This is a genomic window from Micromonospora sp. WMMA1949 (genome assembly GCF_027460145.1).
GTDB lineage: Bacteria > Actinomycetota > Actinomycetes > Mycobacteriales > Micromonosporaceae > Micromonospora.
Window position 1 is genome coordinate 5152737 of the sequence record NZ_JAPZBG010000001.1, and the last position, 22065, is coordinate 5174801.

The 22065-nt window shown below is 74.1% G+C and carries 20 protein-coding genes; 9 read left to right on the forward strand and 11 right to left on the reverse strand.

Features of this window, described 5'->3' with window-relative positions:
- The first annotated feature begins 69 nt into the window (after positions 1 to 69).
- The 7 genes from O7607_RS24040 to O7607_RS24070 all read left to right on the forward strand — a co-directional run bounded on the left by O7607_RS24040 (position 70) and on the right by O7607_RS24070 (position 8655).
- Positions 70 to 1218 (forward strand): ROK family transcriptional regulator, encoded by a 1149-nt coding sequence (locus O7607_RS24040; protein ID WP_269705461.1) that lies wholly within the window; start codon positions 70 to 72, stop codon positions 1216 to 1218.
- A gap of 197 nt (positions 1219 to 1415) precedes the next feature.
- Positions 1416 to 2468, forward strand: coding sequence for an extracellular solute-binding protein (locus tag O7607_RS24045; protein ID WP_269705462.1), 1053 nt, complete (start codon positions 1416 to 1418; stop codon positions 2466 to 2468).
- 61 nt (positions 2469 to 2529) lie between these two features.
- A complete protein-coding gene (locus O7607_RS24050; protein ID WP_269705463.1) occupies positions 2530 to 3603 on the forward strand; it encodes an ABC transporter ATP-binding protein in 1074 nt (357 codons plus the stop codon).
- Positions 3600 to 5348, forward strand: a complete 1749-nt coding sequence (locus O7607_RS24055; RefSeq protein WP_269705464.1) for an ABC transporter permease — start codon at positions 3600 to 3602, stop codon at positions 5346 to 5348. Before O7607_RS24050 ends, O7607_RS24055 begins: the two co-directional genes overlap by 4 nt.
- Positions 5336 to 6157 (forward strand): creatininase family protein, encoded by an 822-nt coding sequence (locus O7607_RS24060; protein WP_269705465.1) that lies wholly within the window; start codon positions 5336 to 5338, stop codon positions 6155 to 6157. The genes O7607_RS24055 and O7607_RS24060 overlap by 13 nt, the downstream gene beginning before the upstream one ends.
- 48 nt (positions 6158 to 6205) lie before the next feature.
- Positions 6206 to 7660: an argininosuccinate lyase gene (locus O7607_RS24065; protein ID WP_269705466.1), complete on the forward strand. Its 1455-nt coding sequence runs from the start codon at positions 6206 to 6208 to the stop codon at positions 7658 to 7660.
- Positions 7661 to 7755: 95 nt separating this feature from the next.
- Entirely contained in the window at positions 7756 to 8655 is a 900-nt protein-coding gene (locus tag O7607_RS24070; protein ID WP_269705467.1) for an ROK family protein, read from the forward strand.
- Between the two features lie 70 nt (positions 8656 to 8725).
- Here O7607_RS24070 and O7607_RS24075 read toward each other — a convergent pair whose 3' ends face one another.
- From O7607_RS24075 to O7607_RS24125, 11 genes are read right to left on the reverse strand one after another with little or no spacing between them, the layout of a single operon-like run.
- Positions 8726 to 9475, reverse strand: coding sequence for an enoyl-CoA hydratase (locus O7607_RS24075; protein ID WP_269705468.1), 750 nt, complete (start codon positions 9473 to 9475; stop codon positions 8726 to 8728).
- Positions 9472 to 11586, reverse strand: coding sequence for an acyl-CoA dehydrogenase family protein (locus O7607_RS24080; protein WP_269705469.1), 2115 nt, complete (start codon positions 11584 to 11586; stop codon positions 9472 to 9474). Before O7607_RS24080 ends, O7607_RS24075 begins: the two co-directional genes overlap by 4 nt.
- Positions 11583 to 12311: a co-chaperone HscB gene (locus tag O7607_RS24085; protein ID WP_269705470.1), complete on the reverse strand. Its 729-nt coding sequence runs from the start codon at positions 12309 to 12311 to the stop codon at positions 11583 to 11585. The genes O7607_RS24080 and O7607_RS24085 overlap by 4 nt, the downstream gene beginning before the upstream one ends.
- The gene (locus O7607_RS24090) at positions 12308 to 13102 is read right to left on the reverse strand and encodes a CoA transferase subunit A (RefSeq protein ID WP_269705471.1); all 795 of its coding nucleotides are present in this window, start codon (positions 13100 to 13102) and stop codon (positions 12308 to 12310) included. Before O7607_RS24090 ends, O7607_RS24085 begins: the two co-directional genes overlap by 4 nt.
- The gene (locus tag O7607_RS24095; RefSeq protein WP_269705472.1) at positions 13099 to 13917 is read right to left on the reverse strand and encodes an SDR family oxidoreductase; all 819 of its coding nucleotides are present in this window, start codon (positions 13915 to 13917) and stop codon (positions 13099 to 13101) included. Before O7607_RS24095 ends, O7607_RS24090 begins: the two co-directional genes overlap by 4 nt.
- On the reverse strand, positions 13914 to 15317 hold the full coding sequence (locus O7607_RS24100) for a 3-hydroxyacyl-CoA dehydrogenase NAD-binding domain-containing protein (protein WP_269705473.1): 1404 nt from the start codon (positions 15315 to 15317) through the stop codon (positions 13914 to 13916). Before O7607_RS24100 ends, O7607_RS24095 begins: the two co-directional genes overlap by 4 nt.
- The gene (locus tag O7607_RS24105; RefSeq protein WP_269705474.1) at positions 15314 to 16480 is read right to left on the reverse strand and encodes a thiolase family protein; all 1167 of its coding nucleotides are present in this window, start codon (positions 16478 to 16480) and stop codon (positions 15314 to 15316) included. The genes O7607_RS24100 and O7607_RS24105 overlap by 4 nt, the downstream gene beginning before the upstream one ends.
- Positions 16480 to 17814: a phenylacetate--CoA ligase family protein gene (locus O7607_RS24110; protein ID WP_269705475.1), complete on the reverse strand. Its 1335-nt coding sequence runs from the start codon at positions 17812 to 17814 to the stop codon at positions 16480 to 16482. Before O7607_RS24110 ends, O7607_RS24105 begins: the two co-directional genes overlap by 1 nt.
- Complete coding sequence (locus O7607_RS24115) at positions 17811 to 18449, reverse strand: TetR/AcrR family transcriptional regulator (protein ID WP_269705476.1); 639 nt, start codon at positions 18447 to 18449, stop codon at positions 17811 to 17813. The genes O7607_RS24110 and O7607_RS24115 overlap by 4 nt, the downstream gene beginning before the upstream one ends.
- Complete coding sequence (locus O7607_RS24120; protein ID WP_269705477.1) at positions 18446 to 19276, reverse strand: cyclase family protein; 831 nt, start codon at positions 19274 to 19276, stop codon at positions 18446 to 18448. The genes O7607_RS24115 and O7607_RS24120 overlap by 4 nt, the downstream gene beginning before the upstream one ends.
- On the reverse strand, positions 19273 to 20427 hold the full coding sequence (locus tag O7607_RS24125) for an acyl-CoA dehydrogenase family protein (protein WP_269705478.1): 1155 nt from the start codon (positions 20425 to 20427) through the stop codon (positions 19273 to 19275). Before O7607_RS24125 ends, O7607_RS24120 begins: the two co-directional genes overlap by 4 nt.
- A 215-nt stretch (positions 20428 to 20642) precedes the next feature.
- On the opposite strand from O7607_RS24125, the gene O7607_RS24130 reads away from it, so the two are divergent.
- Together O7607_RS24130 and O7607_RS24135 are read left to right on the forward strand one after the other, a co-directional pair.
- Positions 20643 to 21410 (forward strand): enoyl-CoA hydratase-related protein, encoded by a 768-nt coding sequence (locus O7607_RS24130; protein ID WP_269705479.1) that lies wholly within the window; start codon positions 20643 to 20645, stop codon positions 21408 to 21410.
- A gap of 9 nt (positions 21411 to 21419) precedes the next feature.
- Entirely contained in the window at positions 21420 to 22049 is a 630-nt protein-coding gene (locus O7607_RS24135) for an enoyl-CoA hydratase/isomerase family protein (RefSeq protein ID WP_269705480.1), read from the forward strand.
- Positions 22050 to 22065 lie beyond the last annotated feature (16 nt).

The following is a 22065-nucleotide window of genomic DNA, read 5'->3' on the forward strand; positions in this document are numbered from 1 at the left end:
TTCCCTGGTCGGCGGACCGAGATCATCTCGTTACTTGACGGCAGAATTTTTTCTCACTAGGAAGAAAGTGTGTCTGACAAAGCCCCGACCAGCCCGGTCAGCCGTGAGCGGTCCCGTGAGATCAAGCGTCTCTCGGTGATCTTGGCCGCCCGGCAGGCCCGGCGGCTGTCCCGCGTGGACCTGGCCGAGATGACCGGCCTCTCGGCGGCCACGGTGACCGCGCTCGTGCGGGAACTCGTCGCCGAGGGCTACCTCATCGAACGTGGCCCCGGCGCGCCCACCACCGGCCGGCCCCGGGAGATGCTCGAGTTCAACCCCCGCGCCGAGCTCGTCGCGGCGGTGTCGCTGGAGCCGCCCCGGATCAGCTGCGAGATCGCCGACAGCGAGGGCGCGGTCATCGCGCACCGCGTCGCGCGGCTCGGCGCGAACGTGGTGGACACCGTCTGCGAGTTCGTCCTCGACCTGGTCGGCGACAACCTGCCCTCGCTGCGCGGCGTCGCGATCGCGGTGCCCGGCGTGTCCAGCAACGGCGCGGTACGCCTCGCGCCGTCGGTCGGACTGGTCGAGGCGTGGCCGATCGGCGAATCCGTGCAGCGGCGGCTCGGCGTACCGGTGGTCGTCGACAACGACGTCAACCTCATGGCTGCCGGCGAGTGCGTCGCCGGCGCCGGCGCGGACGTGGCGAACCTGCTGCTCATCCACGTGGCCGACGGCATCGGCGCGGGTCTCGTGCTCGACGGCAAGGTCCGCCGCGGTGCCAGCGGCGCCGCGGGCGAGGTCGGCTTCCTGCCGCTGGGCGGCACCGCCGAGCGCCGCTACCGCGGCGTCGGCGAGTTCGAGGCCCGGTGGTCGGTCAACGCCGTCGCGGAGCGGGTCGTCGCGCTCAACCCCGGCCGCCGGCCCGAGTCGCCGGTACGGGAGCTGAGCCGGCTCGCCGCGACGTCGGAGCCCGCCCGCGCCTACCTCGACGAGGTCCTCGGCGCCTGGGCCGGGCTCATCCTCTCCTGCGCCTGCGTGGTCGACCCGGGGCTGGTGCTGCTCAGCGGCGCCGCCGCGGAACTCGACGACGCGGCCCTCGACCAGCTCCAGAATCTCGTCTCCGCGCGGACCCCGGCACCCACCGAGGTGCGCCGGGCCACCCTCGGCGACCAGGCCGTGCTGCACGGAGCGATCAGCTACGCGCTCTCGGCCGCGGTGCCCCGACCCTCGCTTCCCTGACCGAAACCGCCCCCGACGCCCCCGACCCCGACACCCCCCACCCGCACCCACCACCCACCTCACCGACGCCGTCGCGGCGACCGCGTCCGTACCCACGGACGGCCGGTCGCGGCGCGATGCGTCGCGCCCCGCTCCGGGCGCGACGCGCTGATCTTTCTTCCCGCTTCCGATAGTTCCCCCGCACAGTGGAGGTACCAATGAAACGTCGTTTGGCCCTGGCCGTCGCGTTCAGCGCGCTGCTGGCCGTCAGCGCATGCGGCAGCAGCGACGACGACAAGGACGCCGGCTCCTCCGGCTCCGCGTCGGCCGAGAAGGTCGTCATCTACAGCGCCCGTGACAAGTCGGTCACCGACTACGTCGTCGAGCAGTTCACGACCAAGAACCCCGAGTACAAGGGCAAGGTCGAGGTGCTCAACATGGGCGCCCAGGAGGTGCTCGAGCGGGTCCGCGCCGAGAAGGCCAACCCGCAGGCGTCGGTCTGGTGGGGCGGCACCCAGCAGGGCCTCGCGGCCGGCGCGTCCGAGGGCCTGCTGGAGTCCTGGCAGCCGTCGTTCGCCTCGAAGATCGACGCGCGGTACAAGGACGCCGAGGGCCGCTGGTTCGGCGAGATCCTGCTGCCCGAGGTCATCATGTACAACAACAAGGCGCTGACCCCGGAGACCGCGCCGAAGGACTGGGACGACCTGGTCGACCCGAAGTGGAAAGACAAGATCATCATCCGGGACGTGGCCGCCTCCGGCACCATGCGCTCGATCTACGCCTCGATGATCCAGCGCTACACCCCGGACGGGTCGAACCCGCAGCCCGGCTACGACTGGCTGCGCAAGCTCGACGCCAACACCGTCGAGTACGCCGCCAACCCCAGCGACCTGTACCTGAAGATGTCGCGTGAGCAGGGTGTGGTCAGCGCCTGGAACCTCCAGGACATCCTGCTGCAGGCCAACGAGAAGATGCCGTTCGGCTACGTGATGCCGGCCTCGGGCGCCCCGGTGCTCGTCGACGGCGTGGCCGCGGTCAAGGGCGGCAACAGCGAGGGCGCGAAGAAGTTCCTCGAGTTCCTGTTCGACGACTCGCTGCGGGCCAGCCTGGCCAAGGACTACTTCCAGATCCCCGCTGTCGACATCGCCGAGAAGCCCGAGTGGCTGACCAAGCTCGACCTCAAGCCGATGAACGTCGACTGGGACGTGATCGGCAAGAACGAGACCGCCTGGATCACCCACTGGAACGCCCAGATCAAGGGCAAGGGCTAAGACGCTCGGAACCGGGTCGTGCTCCGGCACGGCCCGGCTTCGTCCTGGAAGGACCCACGAAATGATCGATGTCCGACTGACGGCGGTCAGTAAGCGCTTCGCCAAGTCGAGCGACTCCGCGGCGGTCGATGACGTCACCGTCACCATCGGCGCCGGCGAGTTCTTCACGCTGCTCGGACCGAGCGGTTGTGGCAAGACGACGACGCTGCGCATGGTGGCCGGCTTCTACTTCCCGACCTCCGGTCACATCCACTTCGGCGACGACGACGTCACGCACTGGACGCCCAACAAGCGGGACACCGGCATGGTGTTCCAGAACTACGCGCTGTTCCCGCACATGACAGTGGCGCAGAACGTCGCGTACGGGCTCAAGGTCCGCCGGGTCTCCCGCGCCGACCAGGCCCGCCGGGTGGAGGAGGCGCTCGCCCAGGTGCACCTCGCCGGGTACGGCGACCGGCGCATCGACGCGCTCTCCGGCGGCCAGCAGCAGCGCGTCGCGCTGGCGCGGGCCCTGGTGATCCGTCCCCGCACCATGCTGCTCGACGAGCCGCTGTCCAACCTCGACGCGAAGCTGCGCGAGGAGACCCGCGCCGAGATCCGGCGCATCCAGCGGGAGAGCGGCACCACCTCGATCTACGTCACGCACGACCAGGCCGAGGCGATGGCGATGTCGGACCGGATCGCGGTCATGGAGTCCGGCCGGGTCCAGCAGGTCGGCACCCCGCACGAGGTCTACTACCAGCCCGCGAACGCGTTCGTGGCCCGGTTCATCGGACGCAGCAACGTGCTGAGCCTGCCGGTGACCGGCGCGACGGAGCAGCGCGTCCAGGTACGCCTGCCCGGCGGCGCCACGATCGAGGTGGGTGCCCCCACCGGACACGGCCTCACCGAGGGCGACACCGCACTGGTCTCGGCCCGCCCCGAGCACATCGCGCTCGGCGGCGACGACGACACGGCGGCCATGCGCGGCCGGGTCAGCCACGTCGAGTTCACCGGCATGGCCACCCACGTCACCGTCGACGTCGACGGCGACGAGGTGATGGCCGCCCTGGTCGACGCGCCCGCCGGGATGGCGCTCGGCGACGTCGTGGGCCTGCGGCTCGTACCGGAGCGGCTCTGGGTGGTCAAGCCGTGACCGCGGCGACCCCGACCGCCCCCGGCTGGGCGGCGGCCCTCGGCCGGCGCCTGGCCGGCGGGGCGAACTCCCGATGGTTCCCCTACCTGCTGGTGCTGCCGCTGGTCCTGGTGCTGTGGGGCTTCGTCGTGCAGCCGATGTTCGCCACCTTCCGGGAGAGCGTCAGCGCCAACGGCACCGACAACTACCTCCAGTTCCTCTCCTCCTCCGGGGTGGCCCGCGAGTCGCTGTTCACCTCGCTGTTCATCTCCGCGGCGAGCGTGCTGCTCTGCGGCATCGTCGGCGTGGCGATGGCGTTCCTGCTCAAGCGGTTCCACTTCCGCGGCCGGCGGCTCATCGAGGCGTTCATCCTGGTGCCGGCGGCCCTGCCGCCGCTGATCGGCGCCGTGTCGTTCCAGCTGCTCTACAGCAACATCGGCATCGTGCCGCGCGGCCTGCAGGCGCTGCTCGGCACCGACAAGCCGGTCCTGGCCTTCGACGGCATCGCCGGTGTGCTCGTGGTGCACACGTTCACCATGTACCCGTTCTTCTACCTGGCCGCCTCCGCGGCGCTGGCCGGAATGGACCCGTCGGTCGAGGAGGCGGCGTACAACCTCGGCGCGGGCCGGGTACGCGTGTGGCGCACCGTCCTGCTGCCGATGCTCACCCCCGCGTTGATCTCGGCGTCGCTGCTGGTCTTCATGACGTCGCTGGCGTCCTACACCGCGCCACTGCTGTTCAACGTCAGCCAGACCATGACGATGCAGATCTACATCAACCGCACCAACGGCGACCTGCCGATGGCCTCGGCGTACGCCTCGGTGCTCGGCATCGTCTCGATCATCTTCCTGCTGGCCATGCGCTGGTACGAGGGGCGGCGCAACTACCAGTCGCAGTCCAAGGGCGTCTCGGCGGTGCGGCGGGAGATCACCAACCCGATCGGCCGCTGGCTCGCCCCGCTCGCCTCGGTGCTGGCCACGCTGGTCCTGCTCGCCCCGGTCGGCGCGATCGCGCTGGTCGCGTTCTCCGCGGACCGGTCCTGGACCACCGAGGTGCTGCCGCCGACGTACACGTTCGAGAACTTCGTGACCATCTTCACCGACCCCAAGGCGTTCCAGCCGATCCTCAACTCGGTGCAGATGAGCCTGCTCGCGGTCGTCGGCTGCGTGGTGATCGGTGTGCTCATCGCGTACGCGGTGCGGCGGCTGACGTTCGTCGGACGCGGCCTGCTCGACGTGGCCGTGATGATCGCCTGGGCGCTGCCCGGCACGGTCGTGGCGATCAACCTGATCTCGGCGTTCAGCACCGGCAACGCGTTCAGCTTCGGGCAGGTCCTGGTCGGCACGTTCTGGATCCTGCCGCTGGCCTACTTCGTGCGGTTCCTGCCGATCGTGTTCCGGTCCAGCTCGGCGACGCTGGCGCTGATCGACCCGTCGCTGGAGGACGCCGCGCGCAACCTCGGCGCGTCCTGGCTGCGCGCGTTCTACACGATCACCGTGCGGCTGATGCTGCCCGGTGTGCTCGCCGGCGCGCTGCTGGCGTTCGTGCACGGCGTCGGCGAGTTCGTCGCCTCGGTGCTCATCTACACCTCGTCGACGGTGCCGATCTCGGTGGCCATCAACAACCGCATGTACAGCTTCGAGCTGGGCACCGCGGCCGCCTACGGCATGCTCCAGGTGCTGCTCATCTTCGTGGTGATGTGGTTCTCCGGACGGCTGGAGAGCAGCCGGACCGCGACCCGGAGGGCCGAGCAGTGGACGAACTGATCGAGCGGTGGCGGACCGGGGGAGGGCTGCTCCCGGTCACCCGGGTGCCCGGGCACGCGTTCGCGGCCGTGACCGAGGCGGCCGACCTGGCGGTGCTGCCGGTCGGGGCGGTCGAGTGGCACGGTCCGCACCTGCCGATCGGCACGGACCTGATCCTGGCCGAGGGCTTCGCCGGGGAACTGGCCACCGGGTCCGCCCGGGCCGTGCTCTACCCGGCCGCGCCGTACGCCGCCTGCCCGGGCCAGACCCGGCCGTGGCCGGGCACCGTGGCGCTGCGGCCGGAGATCGCCGTCGGCTACCTCGCCGACGTGCTCGGCGGCATCGTCGAGGCGGGCTTCCCCCGGGTGCTCGTGGTCAACGGGCACGACGCCAACATGTCCACCGTCCGTGCGGCGATGGAGTGGGTGTCCGGCCGGCAGCGGGCCAGCATGATGCTGGTCAACTGGTTCCAGCTCCTCGGCCCGGACGAGACCGCCGACATGTTCGGCGAGCTGCCGGCCCGGGGGCACGGCGGCGCGTACGAGAGTTCCGCGGTGCTCGGCTTCGACCCGGCCGCGGTGCGCCTGGACGCGGCGCCGGACCTGCCGCCGAAGCCGAAACTTCCCACCCCGTACCCGTACGTGCTCGTCGAGTCCCGGCCCGACCCCTGGCAGGGCTGGTCGGGCCACATCTCGCTGGCCGGCGAGGAGGCCGGCGACCGGATCCGCGTCACCGCCGGCGCACGCCTGCGTGAGCTGGTCGAGGCGTGGCTCGCCGCGCCGCTGCCCGGGCCACCCGGCGCCGACGGCGAGGACCAGACGACCGGATGAACCACGTGCGGCACGCCGCACGACAACGCACCACCTCGGGAGGCCACCATGAGCTCGTCACTGACCGTCTACCAACAGCACCATCTCCGCGTCGTGTTCGACCACCACGTCGCAAACCTCTACCCGGCGATGGTCACGGCCAGCAAGGCCCACGTCGTCATGCTCGCCGAGCAGGGACTGATCTCCGACGAGGCCGCCGCGACGATGCTGCGCGGCCTGGTCGCCCTCACCGGTGACCGGCCCGAGGAACTGGAGTACGACGGCAGCGTCGAGGACGTCTACTACACGCTGGAGAAGCGGCTCGCCGCCGCGGCCGGCATCGAGGTGTCGCAGCTGAGCGTGCAACTCGCGCGCAGCCGCAACGACCTCGACGCCGGCGTCTTCCGGATGGTGCTGCGCGACCAGCTGCTCCAGGTGCTCGACGCCCTGCTGGCCACCGGCCGTACCGTGCTGGACCGCGCGGACCGGCACGCCGACGTGGTGATCATCGGGTACACGCACCGCCGCCCGGCCCAGCCGACAAGCATCGGGCACGTCTTCGCCGGCTACGCCGAGGCGCTCGCCGGCGAGGCGGCCGCGTACGCCGACCTGCTGGACGAGATGAACCGCTCGCCGCTGGGCTCGTGCGCCTTCGCGGGCACCGACCTGGACATCTCGCCCCGCCGGCTGGCCGACCTGCTCGGCTTCGACCAGCTCATCGTCAACTCGTACGAGGCGGTGGCCGGCGCCGACCACCTGGTCCGGGTCGCCACGCTCAACGCGCAGGCGCTCGCCACCGGCGCCCGGCTCGCCCGCACGCTGATGGACTGGCTGAGCTGGGGCTGGGTGGTCACGCCCGGCGAGTTCACCCAGGGCAGCAGCATCATGCCGCAGAAGCGCAACCCGGTGGTGCTGGAACACCTCGTCTCGATGGCCGGCGCCGCCGCGGCCGACGCCGCGAGTGTGCTCAACAACGTCGGCGCCGCCTGGTGGGAGGACTCGAACAACGCCACCACCGACGTGCAGGCCCGGCTCTGGGACGGCGACGACCGGGCGTACCGGTTCTTCTCCCTGCTCGGCGGCCTGATCGCGAAGCTGGACCCGCAGCGCCCGCCGTCCGGCGAGGAGATCGTCGCCTCCGGCGCGACCACCACCGCCGCGGCCGACGCGCTGGCCCGCCACGGCGTGCCGTTCCGGGGCGCCCACTCGCTGCTCGGCCGGCTGGTCCGCGGCGGCGCACCCGCCGGCTGGACCGAGGAGTCGGTCCGGTCCACCGCCGCCGACCTCGGTCTGGCGCTCGACGACGCCGCGGTACGGGACCTGCTGGCCGCCGCGGTCCGCCCCGAACTCGTGCTGCGCCGCGCCCAAGCCGACGGCCCCGGCGAGGCGGCCGTCCGGGACCAGGTCGGACGACTGTCTACAATGCTCGACGCGGTGCAGGAGCGGGCGCAGACGTTGCGCGAGCGGCTGACCCGTGCCGACGCGGCTCTCGCCGAGGCGGTCGCGGCGAGGGTAGGCCCGTGACAGGGCGGCAGACGCAGCTGGCCGTGGTCGCGGACGTCGTGTCGCGGCGACCACGTGATCTGGACCGACGGCCCGAAGGGCGATCTGACATCACCATGGAACGACCGGCAATTCCGCGCCTGCTCGGCATCGACTTCGGCGGCACCAAGATGGCCATCGGCGTGGGCGACACCGACGGCCGGCTGCTCGTCTCCGAGCGGCTGCCCACCAATGCCGAGCAGGGCGCGCAGCAGGCCCTCACCCGGGCGCTGGACCGGGCGCGCGAACTCGCCGAGCAGACCGGCGGCACGCTGGTCGCGGCCGGCGTCGCCTCGCCCGGCGTCGTCCACGACGACGGCATCGAACTGGCGCCGAACGTGCCCGGCTGGGAGCAGCTGCGGCTGGCCGACGCGGTCCGCGCCCACCTGAACCTGGCGCACGTGCGGGTCACGAACGACCTGAAGGCCGCCGCCTATGCCGAGCTGCGGCTCGGTGCGCTGCGCGACGCCGATCCGGGGCTCGTCGTCGGGCTGGGGACCGGGGTGGCCGCGGCGGTCACCGTCAACGGCGAGGTGCTTCCGGGCCGCCACGGCGCGTCCGGCGAGATCGCCTACGGACTGACCGATCTCAGCTGGCCGCCGCGCCTGGAACCGATGCTGGAGGCGACGTTCTCCGGCCGGGCCCTGGACGAGCTGGCGCAGCGGCTCGGCGTGGACGGCCGGGCGGCCGGCCTGTGCGCGGCGGCGGAGCAGCCCGGCCCGGTACGCGAGCAGCTCCGCCTGCGCGTCGACGAACTGGCCCGCCAGCTGGTCACCTGCTGCCTGCTGCTCGACCCGCAGCGGATCGTGCTGGTCGGCAGCGTCGCGGGCAACGACCTGGTGCGGGAGTTGCTGACCGAGCGGCTCACGCACACGCTGCCGTACCCGCCGGAGGTCGTGCTGTCGGACTTCGCGCAGGACGCCGCGCTGCTCGGCGCGCTCGCCCTGGCGACCGAGGCGCAGCCCGCGGTGGTCTGACCGCGACCACCGGGAGACGCCGCCGGGCGGGGCGCACGCAGCGCCCCGCCCGGTCCGGTTCCCGGCCGGCTCACCTGCGGAAGGCAGCCACCGCCTCCTGGATCGCCGGCCCGGTCGCCGAGGACGCCTGCGCCCACGACTCGAACTCCAGGGCGGCGGCGAAGTCGGCCGTCTCCGCGGTGCGCACCGACGTCTTGATGTCGCGGGCCAGCGCCGGGTCCAGCGCCGCCCACCGCCGGGCGCGCTCGTGCGCGGCGGCCAGCGGGTCGTCGGCGAGCGTCGCGGCGAGCCCGACGCGTACCGCCTCGGGTCCGTCCACGCTCCCGCCGTCGAGCAGCAGTTGCAGGGCGCGTTCCGGGCCCAGCGCCCGGGTGAGGAACCAGGTGCAGCCCCCGCCGGGGTGCAGGCCGAGCTTCGTGAACGAGGCGATCAGCTTCGCCTTCGGCCCGACGATCCGGGTGTCGCAGGCGAGCGCCAGGTTCAGCCCGGCGCCCACCGCCGGTCCCTGCACGGCGGCGATCGTCGGGATCGGCAGCGCCCGTACCCGCAGGAAGCTGTCGTACACGCGGTGCAGGTCGGCGCGGATCTCCGCGACGCCACGGCCGGGCTCGCCGAACAGGGCGGGCAGGTCGGCGCCCGCGCAGAACGCCGTGCCGGCGCCGGTGACCACGAGCGTCCGGGCGTGCCGGTCGGCCGCCACCTCACTGATCGCGTCGCCGAGCGCGTCGCGCATCTCGGCGCCGATGGCGTTGCGCCGGTCCGGGTCGTTGAGCGTGAGCGTCCAGCGCCCGTCCTCGTTGTGCAGTTCCACGGTGCTCATGACTTCGCCTCCTGCTCGGTCAGCCAGGACCAGACGGCCGCGCTGCCGCGCGGCACCAGCGCCGCGCCGAGCGAGGCGGCCCAGAACTGCTGGGTGCCGTTCTCGTCCCGCCAGGACCAGAGCCTGCGGGTGGACAGATGCAGCGGGTGCTCGCGGGTCACGCCCATCGCCCCGTGCAGTTGGTGTGCGCCGCGCGCCACCAGCGTCGCGGCCCGCCCGGTGAGCACCCGCGCGGCGGCGACCCGCAGCGGGTCCGGGCCGGTCAGCGCGGCGTCCAGCGCGGTGCCGGCCAGCAGCGTGTGCGCCGTCATCCGGGCCAGTGTCTGCCCGACCGCCTGGAACGCCAGCAGCGGCCGGCCGAACTGCTCCCGCGTCGTCACGTGCTGCCGGGTGTGCTCCACGGCGGCCTCGAGCGCGCCGGTCAGCGCGGCGGCGGTCAGCAGCGCCGCCTCGGCGCGTACCGTCGCGGCGGGCGCGACGCCGGTGAGCCGAACGCCGTCGGTGACCGGCACGTCGAGCGTCACGTCGTCGCGCGGCTCGGCGGCCAGGTTGCGGCCGGGCGTGACCCGGACGCCGGGGTGGTCGGCGGGTACCGCGAACGCCTCGTCGGCCGCGTACACCAGCAGCGTGCGCGCGGCGGCGGCCCACGGCACGCGGGCGGCCGTGCCGCGCAGCCGCCCGCCGGTCACCGCGATCCCGTCGCCGGTGACCACCGTGGCGACGCCGTCGGGCAGGCCACGGCCGGCGGTGGCGAGCTGCCGGGCGGCCAGCACGGTCTCGGCCAGTGGCAGGGAGACGCCGTGGCGGCCCAGCCCACGCACGAGCGCCACCAGGTCGGTGAGGGTGCCGCCGGAGCCGCCCGCGCCCTCCGGCACCGACACGCCGGTCCAGCCCAGCCCGTGCACTGTGGACCAGAGCGCGGGCAGGCCGTCCGGGTCGCCGCCGTGCCCGCCGAGCACGTCGTCGGCCAGCTCCCGCAGCTCGTCGCCGCCGTGCCGGGCCGCCCGGGCGGCGCCCTTGGCGATGATGGTGCGCAACACCTCGGTGGTGCCGCCGCGGATGGAGAAGCCCGGCGCGGCCAGCAGGCCCTGGGCGAGCAGCCCGGCCGGTCCGTCGCCGTCGGGGTCGGGCTCGACGTCGAGCACGGTACGGGCGATCTCGTTGACGTCGGCCTCGAACTCGGTGCCCAGGTCCTTCAGCACCGCCGCCGCGTGCACCGGGGCCTGCCCGGCGTCCAGCTCACCGGCGATCCGCCAGGCCAGCCCGCGCAGCCCGGCCAGCCGGGCCAGCGCCGTACCCAGCGCGGCGTCCGCGTCGCGCCGTGCGGCGCACGCGTCGACGGTGGCGGCCAGCAGCGGGTACGTGCTGAGCACCCGTTCCATCCCGCCGCGTTCGAAGGACAACTGCTCGGTGACCTGCGTCCAGCCGTTGCCGGCGGTGCCCAGCACGTGGTCGCCGGGCACCGGCACGTCGTCGAAGACGACCTCGTTGAAGTGGTGCTCGCCGCGCAGGTCGACGATCGGCCGGACGGTCACGCCGGGCGCGGACATGTCCACGATCAGCTCGGTCAGCCCGTCGTGCCGGTCGTCGCCGGTGCCGGTGCGGCACAGCACGTAGGCGTGCGTGGACCGGTGGGCGTGGCTGGTCCAGATCTTGCCGCCGGTGAGCCGCCAGCCGTCGCCGTCCGGGCGGGCCGTGGTACGCACCGAGGCGAGGTCGCTGCCGGACTCGGTCTCGCTCATGCCGAGGCAGAACGTCACCTCCCCGGCGGCGATCGCCGGCAGGTACCGCTCGCGCAGCGCGGGGGAGCCGTACCGCAGGACGGCCGGGCCGATCTGCCGGTCCGCGATCCAGTGCGCGGCCACCGGCGCCCCGGCGCGCAGCAGTTCCTCGGTGACCACCAGCCGCGCCCGGTTCGAGCGGGCCTGCCCGCCGTACTCGCGCGGCCAGGTCAGGCCGATCCAGCCCCGCTCCGCCAGCGCGCGGCTGAACTCCGTGTCGTACGAGCGCAGCCACGCGTCGCACACCGGCCGGAACCGGTCGCCGTCGCGCCACTCGCCGACCAGCTCCCGCACCTGCCGGCGCAGCTCACCGAGATCGTCGTCAGTCATCCTCTGTCCGTTCCCTTCGCCACTGAGTAGCCGCGCTCGGCGGCCCGCCGCAGCACGCCGACGGCCGCGGCGCGCTCGGTCGCCGCGACCGGCGGCCGGGGGACCGCGTCGTCGACGGGTACGCCGAGCGCGGTCAGGTGGGCGCGCAGCACGTCGCCGTCCGCGGTGACCTCCTCCAGCCGCGGATCCGCGCCGAGCCGCACCACGCCCCACCGGGTGTGCAGCCGCACCAGCGCGTCCGGTGCGGGCGCGGCGGTCACGTGCTCGACCGCGCGCACGATCCGGCGCGGGTCACGGGCGCCGTGCAGCAGCACCAGTTCCCGCGCCGCCGCCGCGATGTCGGCGGCGCCACCGCCACCGGGGAGCCGTACCGTGGGCCGCTCCCGGGGGCCCAGGTACGACGAGTTGATCCGGCCGCGCAGGTCGACGTTGCCGGCGTCGAGCACCACCCGGTCGAACCGGTGGCGCATCGCCAGCAGCACGTCGGCGGTGCCGCCCAGCCAGCCGAACCCGCCGGCGTACGCCGGGTAGTCGGTGGTGCTCGTGGGCACGTCGGCGCCGGCCCGGTGCGCGCTGGCGCCGGCCTCGAAGACCTGGCTGAACGGTTCGCCGGGCAGCGCGTACGCGCACTGGCCGGCCAGCACCGGCCAGTGGAAGCCGGTGAACACCCAGCCGCCGCGCCGGAACTCCCGCGCCGCCCGGACCAGGAAGTCCGCGGTGCTCACCGCACCTCCTCGGCCAGCCACCGCCGGAAACCGTCGGCGGTGGCCGAGCAGCGGGTGTACCGCTCGTACGCCCGCACGTCGCGCGGGTACCGGCCGACCGCGCCGTCGGGGCGTACCGCGCCGGGGTGTTCGACCACCGCGTCGACGAGCAGCCCGGGGATGCTGATCCCGGCGGCGCGTACCGTCTCGGCGTCGGTGACCTCCTCGGCGACGAGCACCGTGCGGCGGGCCGCCTGGGCGGCGACGAGCACCTCACCCAGCGGGCCCCGGATCACCCCGTTGCCGTCGGCGTCGGCCAGGTCGACGTGGACGAACGCCACATCGGGCCGCTCGGCCCGGACCACCCGCGCCGGCCCGAACGCCGAGTCCACCCGGGACAGCCGGCCCCGGCTCCAGTCCTCGTCCACGTAGCCGGTGCCGGGCAGGTCCGGCACCGGCATGAACGGCACCCGCCAGGCGCCCGCGGTGAGCGCGGCGGTGAGCAGCCCGAGGCTCAGCTCGTGCAGCGTCACGCGGGTGTCGCCGTCCTGCGCGGCCCGCCGGAAGTTCCAGGCCGGCGCCGGGCCGACCGGGCTCCAGCAGTGGCCGTACGTGGCCGAGCGCAGCACCCCCGCGCCGAGCAGCTGGTCCATCAGCAGCCCGCCGGAGGCGATCACCACGTCCACGTCCCGGATCCGCTGCCGGATCATCTCGTGCCCGACGGCGAACAGTTGCGCGCCGAAGTTGCCCAGGTAGACCCGCCGGCCGGGGCGTACGTGCTCGGCCACGACGTCGGCGAGGGCGCGGCTCACCGGTACGCCTCCGCCAGCATGTGCAGCCCCGGGCCCAGGTGCGCGCCGCCGTCGAGCTGGACGAGCTGGCCGGTCATCATGGCGGCGGCCGGGCCGGCCAGGAACGCCACCAGCTCGGCGACCTCCTCGGCGCGGGTCGGGCGGCGCAGCGGCGTGGCCCGGTCCACCAGGTTGTCCCGCACGTGCCGGTCCGCCTCCGCGTCGAGCGCGGCGGTGAGCACCGTACCCGGCCCGAGGCAGTTGAGCCGGATGCCGTCGGCGGCCCACTCCAGGGCCAGCGTGCGGGTCAGCCCGAGCACGCCGGCGCGGGCCGCGACGGCGTGCGCCATGCCCTGCCCGCCGCGTTCCACACCGGACAGCGACATGTTCACCACCGCACCGCGGCTGCGCCGCAGGTACGGGTACGCGGCGGTGGTGAGTTGGAAGACGCTGGTGAGGTTCAGGTCGACCACCGCGGCCCAGCCGCGCGCCGAGATTCGCGCGGCGGGGGCGAAGAACTGCCCGCCGGCGTTGTTCACCAGCAGGTCGATCCCGTGGGCGTCGCCCACCTCGGCGACGGTGGCGGCAGCACGGGCGTGGTCGCGGACGTCGCAGACCGCGTACGCGTATCGGCCGTCCCCGCCGTTGGCCAGCTCTCCGGTGGCGGCGAGCGTGTCGGCGTGCCGCCCCAGCCCGGTCACGTGGGCGCCCAGCTCGACCAGGCGTACCGCCACCGCCCGGCCGATGCCGCTGCCGGCGCCGGTGACCACCGCGTGCCGTCCGGCGAGCACACCCGGGCGCAGCACGCGCACGTCGCTGTCGTCCTCGCGCGTCACCGGGCGGCCCTCGCCTCGCCGATCGCCTGCCGCCGCAGCAGTTGCGCCGGCCGGTAGCGGGGGTCGCCGAACGCGTCGGCCATCGACCGCAGGGCCTCGTACACCGTCCCCGCCCCGGCGGACCGCAGCGTCTCGAACGGCCCGCGCGGATGGTTCATCGCCAGGCGCAACGCCACGTCCACGTCCTCGGCGGTGGCGGTGCCCTCCTCGACCACCATGGCCGCCTCGTTCACCAGGCAGTGGGCGAGCCGGTCGCCGACCAGGCCGGGCAGCGCCGGCACCCGCACCGACGGCGCGCCGAGGTGATCCAGCAGCCGGTCGACGAAGCCGGGCACGGTGATGCCCGCCACCGGGTCCTCGACGACCTCGGCGAACACGGCGTCGTCGGCGCGCCGGTGCAGCCGGATCCAGCCGACCTCCGGGGGAAGCACGTCGGCCCAGCCGGCGTCCGAGCTGTCCAGCACCACGTTCTGCCGGGCCGCCAGCCCGGCCAGCTCCGACACCCGCTGCGGGGTCGGCGCGCCGAGGCTGACCACGGGGGCCGCCGGGCCGTTCGGTTGCCCCGGCTGCCGGACCACCCGGGCGTTGGCGTCGCGTGGCGGCTCGGTGGCGTAGTCGTAGAAGCCGCGGCCGGCCGCCTTGCCGGTCAGGCCGGCCCGGACCAGGCCGCGCACCTGGGGGATGGGCCGGTACCGGGGGTCGCCGAACTCGCGCAGCGCGGTCTCCGAGGAGGCCAGGTGGGTGTGCAGCCCGGTGAAGTCGAGCAGTTGCAGCGGTCCCATCGGGTGCCCGAGCGCGCCCCGGGCGACCGCGTCCACCACCGCCGCCTCGACGCCCTGCGCGAGGAGGAGCTGCGCCTCGTAGTACAGCGGGCGGCAGACCCGGTTGACGATGAAGTTCGGCGAGTCCCGGCACACCACAGCGGTCTTGCCGAGCGACTCCACGAGCGCCAGCGCCCGCCGTACCGTCGCCTCGGCGGTGGCCGCGCCGACGATCACCTCCACCAGGCGCATCCGGGTGGGCGGATTGAAGAAGTGCAGGCCGAGCAGACGTTCCGGGGCGCCGAACGCGCGGCCCATCTCGTTGACGCTCAGCGACGAGGTGTTGGAGGCGACGAGCAGGTCCGGCCCGCCGGCCGCGGCGACCCGGGCGAGCAGGTCGCGCTTGGCGTCCATGTCCTCCACGATCGCCTCGATCAGAACGTCCGCGCCGGCGAGCGCGGTCTCGACGTCGGCGGCGGCCTCGAGGTCGCCGGTCGCGCCGTCGGCGCGGATCCGCTCCAGGCCCGCGCGGCCCAGCTCGGCGGTGGCGTCGACGACCCGGACGGTGAGCCCCGCCGCGGCGAGGACCTGCGCGATGCCCCGGCCCATCGGACCGAGGCCGACCACGACGGCGATCACCGGGTCACCCGCTCGATCACGGCGGCGATGCCCTGCCCGCCGCCGACGCACAGGCTCGCCACGCCGTACCGGCCGTCGCGGCGGGCCAGCTCGTGCAGCAGCGAGACGACCAGCCGGGCGCCGCTCTGGCCGGTCGGGTGACCGAGGGCGATCCCGCCGCCGTTGACGTTCACCCGCTCCTCGTCCAGGCCCAGCGCGCGCACGTTCTGCACGATCTGCGCGCCGAACGCCTCGTTGATCTCGAACAGGTCGATGTCGCCGACGGTCAGCCCGGCCCGGCGCAGGGCCATCGGGATCGCCTCGGCCGGCCCGACGCCCATCATCGTGGGATCCACGCCGACCGCCGCGAACCCGGCGATCCGGCCCAGTGGGGTCAGCCCGTACCGCCGTACCGCCTCGCCGCTCGCCACCACGACCGCCGCGGCGCCGTCGGCCATCTGGCTCGCGTTGCCCGCCGTGACCGTGCCGCCGTCGGTGAACGACGGACGCAGCCGGGCGAGCCGGTCCGGTGTGGTGTCGGGGCGTACCGTCTCGTCGCGGTCCAGCTCGTCCAGCGGCAGCACCTCCCGCGCCATCGCGCCGGACTCCCAGGCCCGGGCCAGCCGCTGGTGGCTGCGCGCCGACCAGGCGTCCTGGTCGGCGCGGGACACCCCGAACTCGCGGGCCACCTTCTCCGCCGTCTCGCCCATGCTCATGCCGCAGATCGGGTCGGTGCCGCCGTCGCGCCAGCCGTCCTGGAGCAGGACGTCGCCGCGCCGCACCCCGTCCCAGCGCAGCGTGTACGGCGCCAGGTACGGCATCGTGCTCATGCTCTCCGCGGCCACCGCCAGCGCCACGTCGGCCTCGCCGGACCGCACCGACCGGTGCGCGAGCTGCACCGCCTTGAGGCCGGAGGCGCACGCCATGTTGATCGTCTGTGCCGGCACCGGCACCGGTACGCCCGCCGCGAGCGAGACCTGCCGACCCGGGTTCGGGCCGTTGCCCGCCTGGCGGCAGTTGGCGACCACCGTCTCGTCCACCGCCTCGGCGGGCACCCCGGCCCGCGCCAGCGCCTCGGCGCCGGCCAGCCCGCCCAGGCGCACCACCCGTACGTCGCGCAGCGCGCCGCCGTACCGGCCGTGCGGGGTACGCACAGCGCCGACCAGGAACGCTTGCCTGTCCATCACGGAACCTTCCGCTCGGCGCGTACGACGCGCTTGCTCTTGTGGGTGCTGCGCGGCAGCGTGCCCTCGGCAACGGTCTCCACCACCGCCCGCACGGTCAGCTCGGCGCGCACGGCGTGCGCCAGCTCGCGGGCCACCCGCTGGTCGTCGCCGGTCACCTCGACGCGCAGCTTGATGCCGGTGAGGTAGCCGGTCGCCGGGTCGGTGACGTCGTCGTCGAGGACGATCAGGTACTCGCCGCAGGTGCCGGGGGTGGCGCGGACCACCTGCTCGACCGCGGACGGGAACAGGTTCACCCCGCGTACCACGAGCATGTCGTCGGCCCGGCCGACGACGCCGCCGGGCAGCCGGGCGAGCGTGCGCCCGCACGGGCAGGCCGTGCTGTCGCGGACCACCACGTCGCCGGTGGCCCACCGCACCAGCGGCGTCGCCCGCTTGTCCAGGTGGGTGAGCACCAGCAGGCCGGGGGTGCCGTCGGCCACCGGCTCGTGGGTGTACGGGTCGAGCACCTCGGCGTACGCGAAGTCCTCGGCCAGGTGGCCGCCGGCCTGTTCCTCGCACTCCCAGGCGATCGGCTGGAACTCCAGGCTGCCGTAGCCGTCGAAGCACTTCGCGCCCCACCGCTGCTCGATGTGCGCGCGGGTGGCCGGCACTCCGGCGCCCGGTTCGCCACCGACCTGGATCCGCCGCACCGGCGAGTCACGCAGCGGTGTGCCGGCACGTTCCGCGGTCTCGGCCAGGTGCAGCATGAACGACGGTGTCCCGCCGACGGCCGTGGTGCCGTACCGGAAGATGGTGTCGATCTGACGCTGGGTGTCGCCGGACCCGGCGGGCAGCAGCGTCACGCCGATGCGCTGGTAGCCGGCTGTCGCACCGAGCCCGCCGACGAACCAGGCGTAGCTGAACAGGCACTGGTACACGTCGGTGTCCCGGACGCCCTGGCTGTACGCGGCCCGCGCGTACAGGTCGGCCCAGCGGTCCAGGTCGTGCGCGGTCCACAGCACCGGGGTCGGGTTCGAGGTGGTGCCGGAGGAGAAGTGCACCCGGCGGCGGTCGGCCACCGGCGCGGCGACGGCGCTGCCCCACGGCGGGTGGGCGGCCAGGTCGGCCACGTAGTCGGCCTTGCCGACCAGCGGCAGGCGGCGCAGGTCGGCCAGGTCCCGGACGTCGCCCGGGTGGAAGCCGAGCGCGTCCCACCGGGTGCGGTAGAAGTCGCTGGCGGCGTACACATAGGACAGCTGTGCCTTCAGGCGGGTGAGCTGGTACGCGGCCAGCCGCTCGCGCGGCCACGTCTCGGCCTCGTGCCAGTGGCGCGCGGAGAACGGCCCGGTCATCGCGGGCTCCGGCGCAGCCCGCCGACGATGAAGTCCGCGTACTCGTCGGCGAGCCGCTGGCGGGTGTTGTAGTCGCCGCGCTGCGGGTCGTACCAGAGGCTGATCCAGTTCAGCGCGCCGAGCAGCGGCTTGGTGGCCAGCCGGCTGTCCACCTCGCGGAACACCCCGGCCTCGCGGCCCTCGTCGATGACGTCGGCGAAAATCTGCTCGTACCGGTCGCGCATGGCGATCACGGTCTCCAGGGCCTGCTGCTGCGCCGGCGCCTCGCCGAGGCGGCGCATCTCGACCGCGCGCATCGCCACCCGCTGGAACGAGTTGCGGGTCATCATCAGCCCGGCGTGGTGGTGCGCCATCCGCCAGAGCCGGGTGGCCGGGTCGAGACCACCGTTGCCGGCGATCGGCTCGATGCCGTCGATCAGCTCCTGCATCCCGGTGGTGACGATGTCCAGGAAGACGTCCGCCTTGGCGCGGTAGTAGTGGTAGACGCGCCCCTTGGTGGCGCCCATCTCGCGGGCGATGTCGTCGATGGTGGTGGCCGCGTACCCGTTGCGGGTGAACGCGGTGGCGGCCGCCTCCAGGATGTCCCGCCGGCCGGGGGCGGGCGGGCGCGTGGTGGTCTCGTCGTCGGCGCTCATGCGGCGGTCTCCGGTGCGGTGTCGGGTACGACGGCGAGCGGGCGGATCGGTGACCCGGTGCCGCCCCGGATGGACAGCGGGGCGGCGATGAAGAAGAAGTCCCAGACCTCCTCGGCGGCCAGCGGCGCGAGGTTCATCGCCTCCATGATCGGCACGCCGTGGTCGACGAGCAGGTGGCAGTGCACCGCCAGCGCGGGGCTGGGCATGTGCTCGAACGCGATGGTGTCCGCGCCGGCCGCCACCACGCCGTGGTCGGTGAGCCAGCGCGCGCCGCTGACGTCCACGCCGGGTGCGCCGGTGGCGACACCGAGGTACGCGGCGTTGTCCGTCCACTTCTCGTCCCAGCCGGTGCGCACCAGCACCACGGCACCGGGGCGGGGGCGGGGCCGGTCGGCGAACCAGCGCTCGAACAGCTCCGCGCCGACGCCGTCGGCGGGCGTCAGCGGCCGGCCGAGCGCTACTGTCGCGTCCACCAGGTGACCGGGCGCCAGCATGGGCGGCAGGTCGTGCACGGACACGTCCGGCACCCCGCCGGCGTACGACTGGCTCGCCGTGACGTCCACGCCGCCGTACACCTTGCCGAGCCGGGAGACGTGCGCGAGCCCGTCGACGTGGGTGCCCACGTGCCCGCCCGTGGTGATCATCTCGGCGGCGGCGGAGACGCCGTCCGGGTACATGATCTCGCCGTGCCGCTTGGTCAGCGTGAAGCTGTACGGCGGGTGGTTCGGGTGGTGCGGGATGCCGGTGTACATCTGCTGCGCCAGGTCGAACACCCGGCTGGCGCCGGACGCGGGCCAGTCGACGCTCAGCCGCCAGGGCGCGCTCATGCCGCCACCGAAGCCTTGATCGCCCGGCCCAGCACCAGCCGCTGGATCTCCGAGGTGCCCTCGTAGATCTCCAGGATCCGCTGGTCCCGGTAGAGCCGCTCGGCCGGGCAGGGCTTGCAGAAGCCGTCCCCGCCGAACACCTGCACGGCGGTGTCGACCGCCCGGTGCGCGACCTCGCTGGCGTACAGCTTGGCCATCGCGCCGAGGATGCCGACGTCGCCGCCCTCCTGGTGCGTCCGGGCCGCCTCGAAGGTGATCATCCGGGCGGCGGTGATGCCGGTGGCGACGTCCGCCAGCGGGAACGAGATGCCCTGGTTGTCGATGATCGGCCGGCCGAACGTCTCCCGCCGGACCGCCTCCCGCGACGCGACGTCGAAGCCGGCCAGGGCGACGCCGAGCGACTGGGCCGCGACGCTGATCCGCCCGGCGGACAGCGTCTGCATGGCCAGCCGCATTCCCCGGTTGAGGTCGCCGAGCACGTCGCCGTCGGGCACCCAGGTGTCCAGCTTGAGGTTGCTGGTGAGCGTCCCGCGGATGCCCATCTTGTCCTCGTACCTGTCGATGACCACGCCGTCGGCGTCCTTGTCCACCAGGAACGCGGTGATGCCGCGGGTGCCGGCCTGCGGGTCGGTGAGCGCGAAGACCACGTAGTACCGGGACGCGCCGCCGTTGCCGATGTAGATCTTCTCGCCGCGCAGCCGCCAGCCCGCTCCCTCGCGTTCGGCTGTGGTGCGGATGCGGGCGGCGTCGCTGCCGGCGCCCTCCTCGGTCAGCGCGAAGCTGATCGCCTCGCCCCGGGCCAGACCGCCGAGGTAGCGCTCGCGCTGCGCGGGCGTGCCGGCCAGCACCAGAGGGGTGGCGCCCAGCGCGTACGCGGTGAGGATCGCGCCGGTCGACGGGCAGGCGCGGGAGACCTCCTCGATGACCGCGCAGGCGGTGACGAACGACGCGCCCCGCCCGCCGTGCTCGCGCTCCACGAGCAGCCCGGCCAGCCCTTCGTCGACGAGCACCCGCACGCTCTCCCACGGGTAGCGCTGCTCCCTGTCGAGTTCCTCGGCCAGCGGCGCGAAGTGGCGCGCCGCCACGTCCCGGGCGAGGTCGCGCCAGTGGCGTCCCTCGTCGTCCAGGCGTGGCTCCCAGATCACGGACACGTGGTGCCTCCCGGTTCTCCGGCGCGGGCCGGTCGTTGCGCGCCGCGCCATACCGTTGCGTATGTCGAGATGTCTAGGCGGTGCTCGTTGTCGGTGTCAAGCGGATCCCGGATGCTGTTTCCCCTTGTGTGCGCGGCTTTCGGCGATGGTGGCTCGGATCTTGACGACATACCGATGGGTATGTTCGCCTGGTGCGGACGACAGGGAGGTGATCCGTGGAACCCGTCGGTTACGCGGTACACGACGCGGTGGCGGTCGCCACCATCGACCGGCCGCAGACCCGCAACGCGCTCAGCGCCGACGTCCTGCGCGCGCTCGCCGCGGCCATGGACCGGGCCGAGGCCGACCCGGAGGTACGGGTGCTGGTGCTGACCGGCGGCCCGCGGCTGTTCGCCTCGGGCGCGGACATCCGCGAGCTGCGCCGGACGTCCCCGGCCGACTACCTGCTCTCCGAGCGGCTGGAGTGCTGGAACCGGTTCGCCCGCTTCGGCAAGCCGGCCGTCGCCGCGGTCGCCGGATACGTCCTGGGTGGCGGGTGCGAGCTGGCCATGACGTGTGACGCGGTGGTCGCCGCCGACTCCGCCGTGTTCGGCCAGCCGGAGATCAACCTCGGCATCATCCCGGGCGCCGGCGGCACCCAGCGCTGGGCCCGCGTCGCCGGCCGGTTCCGGGCCGCCGAACTGGTGCTCGGCGGCCGCCTGGTGGACGCCTGGACCGCGCAGCGGATGGGCCTGGTCAGCCAGGTGGTACCTGCCGAACGGGTGGTCGAGGCGGGGATCGTGCTCGCCGCCTCGATCGCCGCCCGCAGCCCGGTCGCGGCCCGGCTCGGCAAGCAGGCGCTGCGGACCGCCGAGGAGGTCGGCCTGACCGCCGGCCTCGCCCACGAGCGTTCGCTGCTGCTGACGCTGCTGTCCACCGACGACCACATCGAGGGCATCGACGCGTTCCTGGAGAAGCGTCCGGCCCGATTCACCGGCCGATAGGAGAGAGACGTGACGCAGGTACACGAGGCCACCGACCCGGGCGCGGGCGAACGGCTCGGCCCGGCCGCCCGCGCCGCCCTGCTCGACGCGCTCAAGCGGCACGCCCGTACGCCGGGGGAGCCCCTGCTGATCCGCGTCCAGGGTGACGCGTGGCGGCACGAGCCGGACGACCTGGCCCAGCCGGTGGTGAGCGGGCAGTTGCACGAGCTGGTGCTGCGGGTGCACGCCGCGCCCGGCCCGGTGATCGTCCACGTCGACGGCGCCGTACGCGGCCTCGGGCTCGGCCTGGCGCTCGCCGCGGACCTGCGCGTCGCCGCGCCCACCGCCACGTTCGGCACCGGCTCGCCCGCGGCGTTCCTGGCCGGCGGTGCCGGACGGCTGCTCGCCGGTGTCGCCGGCACCGGCGTGCTGGCGCACCTGGCCTGGACCGGCGCCACGCTCGACGCCGAGGAGGCGCTGCGGCACGGCCTGGTCGGCTCGGTGTCCGCCGACCCGGACGCCGGGGCCGTGCTCGCCGCGCGGGTCGGCGCGATCGGCGCGGGCACGGCGTCCGCGCTGGCCCGCGCGCTGCGCGGCCGGGACCGGCCGGAGCTGACCGGCGCGCTGGACTACGAGTCCTGGCTGGCCGGCGTCGGGTGAGCCGGGGCGGGGGACC

Bases quoted from the DNA above. Each gene is read 5' to 3' on its own strand.
- O7607_RS24115 (WP_269705476.1), bottom strand. From the start codon at position 18,449: ATGAGCGCCGACGACGAGACCACCACGCGCCCGCCCGCCCCCGGCCGG.
- O7607_RS24045 (WP_269705462.1), top strand. From the start codon at position 1,416: ATGAAACGTCGTTTGGCCCTGGCCGTCGCGTTCAGCGCGCTGCTGGCC.
- O7607_RS24075 (WP_269705468.1), bottom strand. From the start codon at position 9,475: ATGAGCACCGTGGAACTGCACAACGAGGACGGGCGCTGGACGCTCACG.
- O7607_RS24120 (WP_269705477.1), bottom strand. From the start codon at position 19,276: ATGAGCGCGCCCTGGCGGCTGAGCGTCGACTGGCCCGCGTCCGGCGCC.
- O7607_RS24105 (WP_269705474.1), bottom strand. From the start codon at position 16,480: ATGGACAGGCAAGCGTTCCTGGTCGGCGCTGTGCGTACCCCGCACGGC.
- O7607_RS24050 (WP_269705463.1), top strand. From the start codon at position 2,530: ATGATCGATGTCCGACTGACGGCGGTCAGTAAGCGCTTCGCCAAGTCG.
- O7607_RS24070 (WP_269705467.1), top strand. From the start codon at position 7,756: ATGGAACGACCGGCAATTCCGCGCCTGCTCGGCATCGACTTCGGCGGC.
- O7607_RS24080 (WP_269705469.1), bottom strand. From the start codon at position 11,586: ATGACTGACGACGATCTCGGTGAGCTGCGCCGGCAGGTGCGGGAGCTG.
- O7607_RS24065 (WP_269705466.1), top strand. From the start codon at position 6,206: ATGAGCTCGTCACTGACCGTCTACCAACAGCACCATCTCCGCGTCGTG.
- O7607_RS24110 (WP_269705475.1), bottom strand. From the start codon at position 17,814: ATGACCGGGCCGTTCTCCGCGCGCCACTGGCACGAGGCCGAGACGTGG.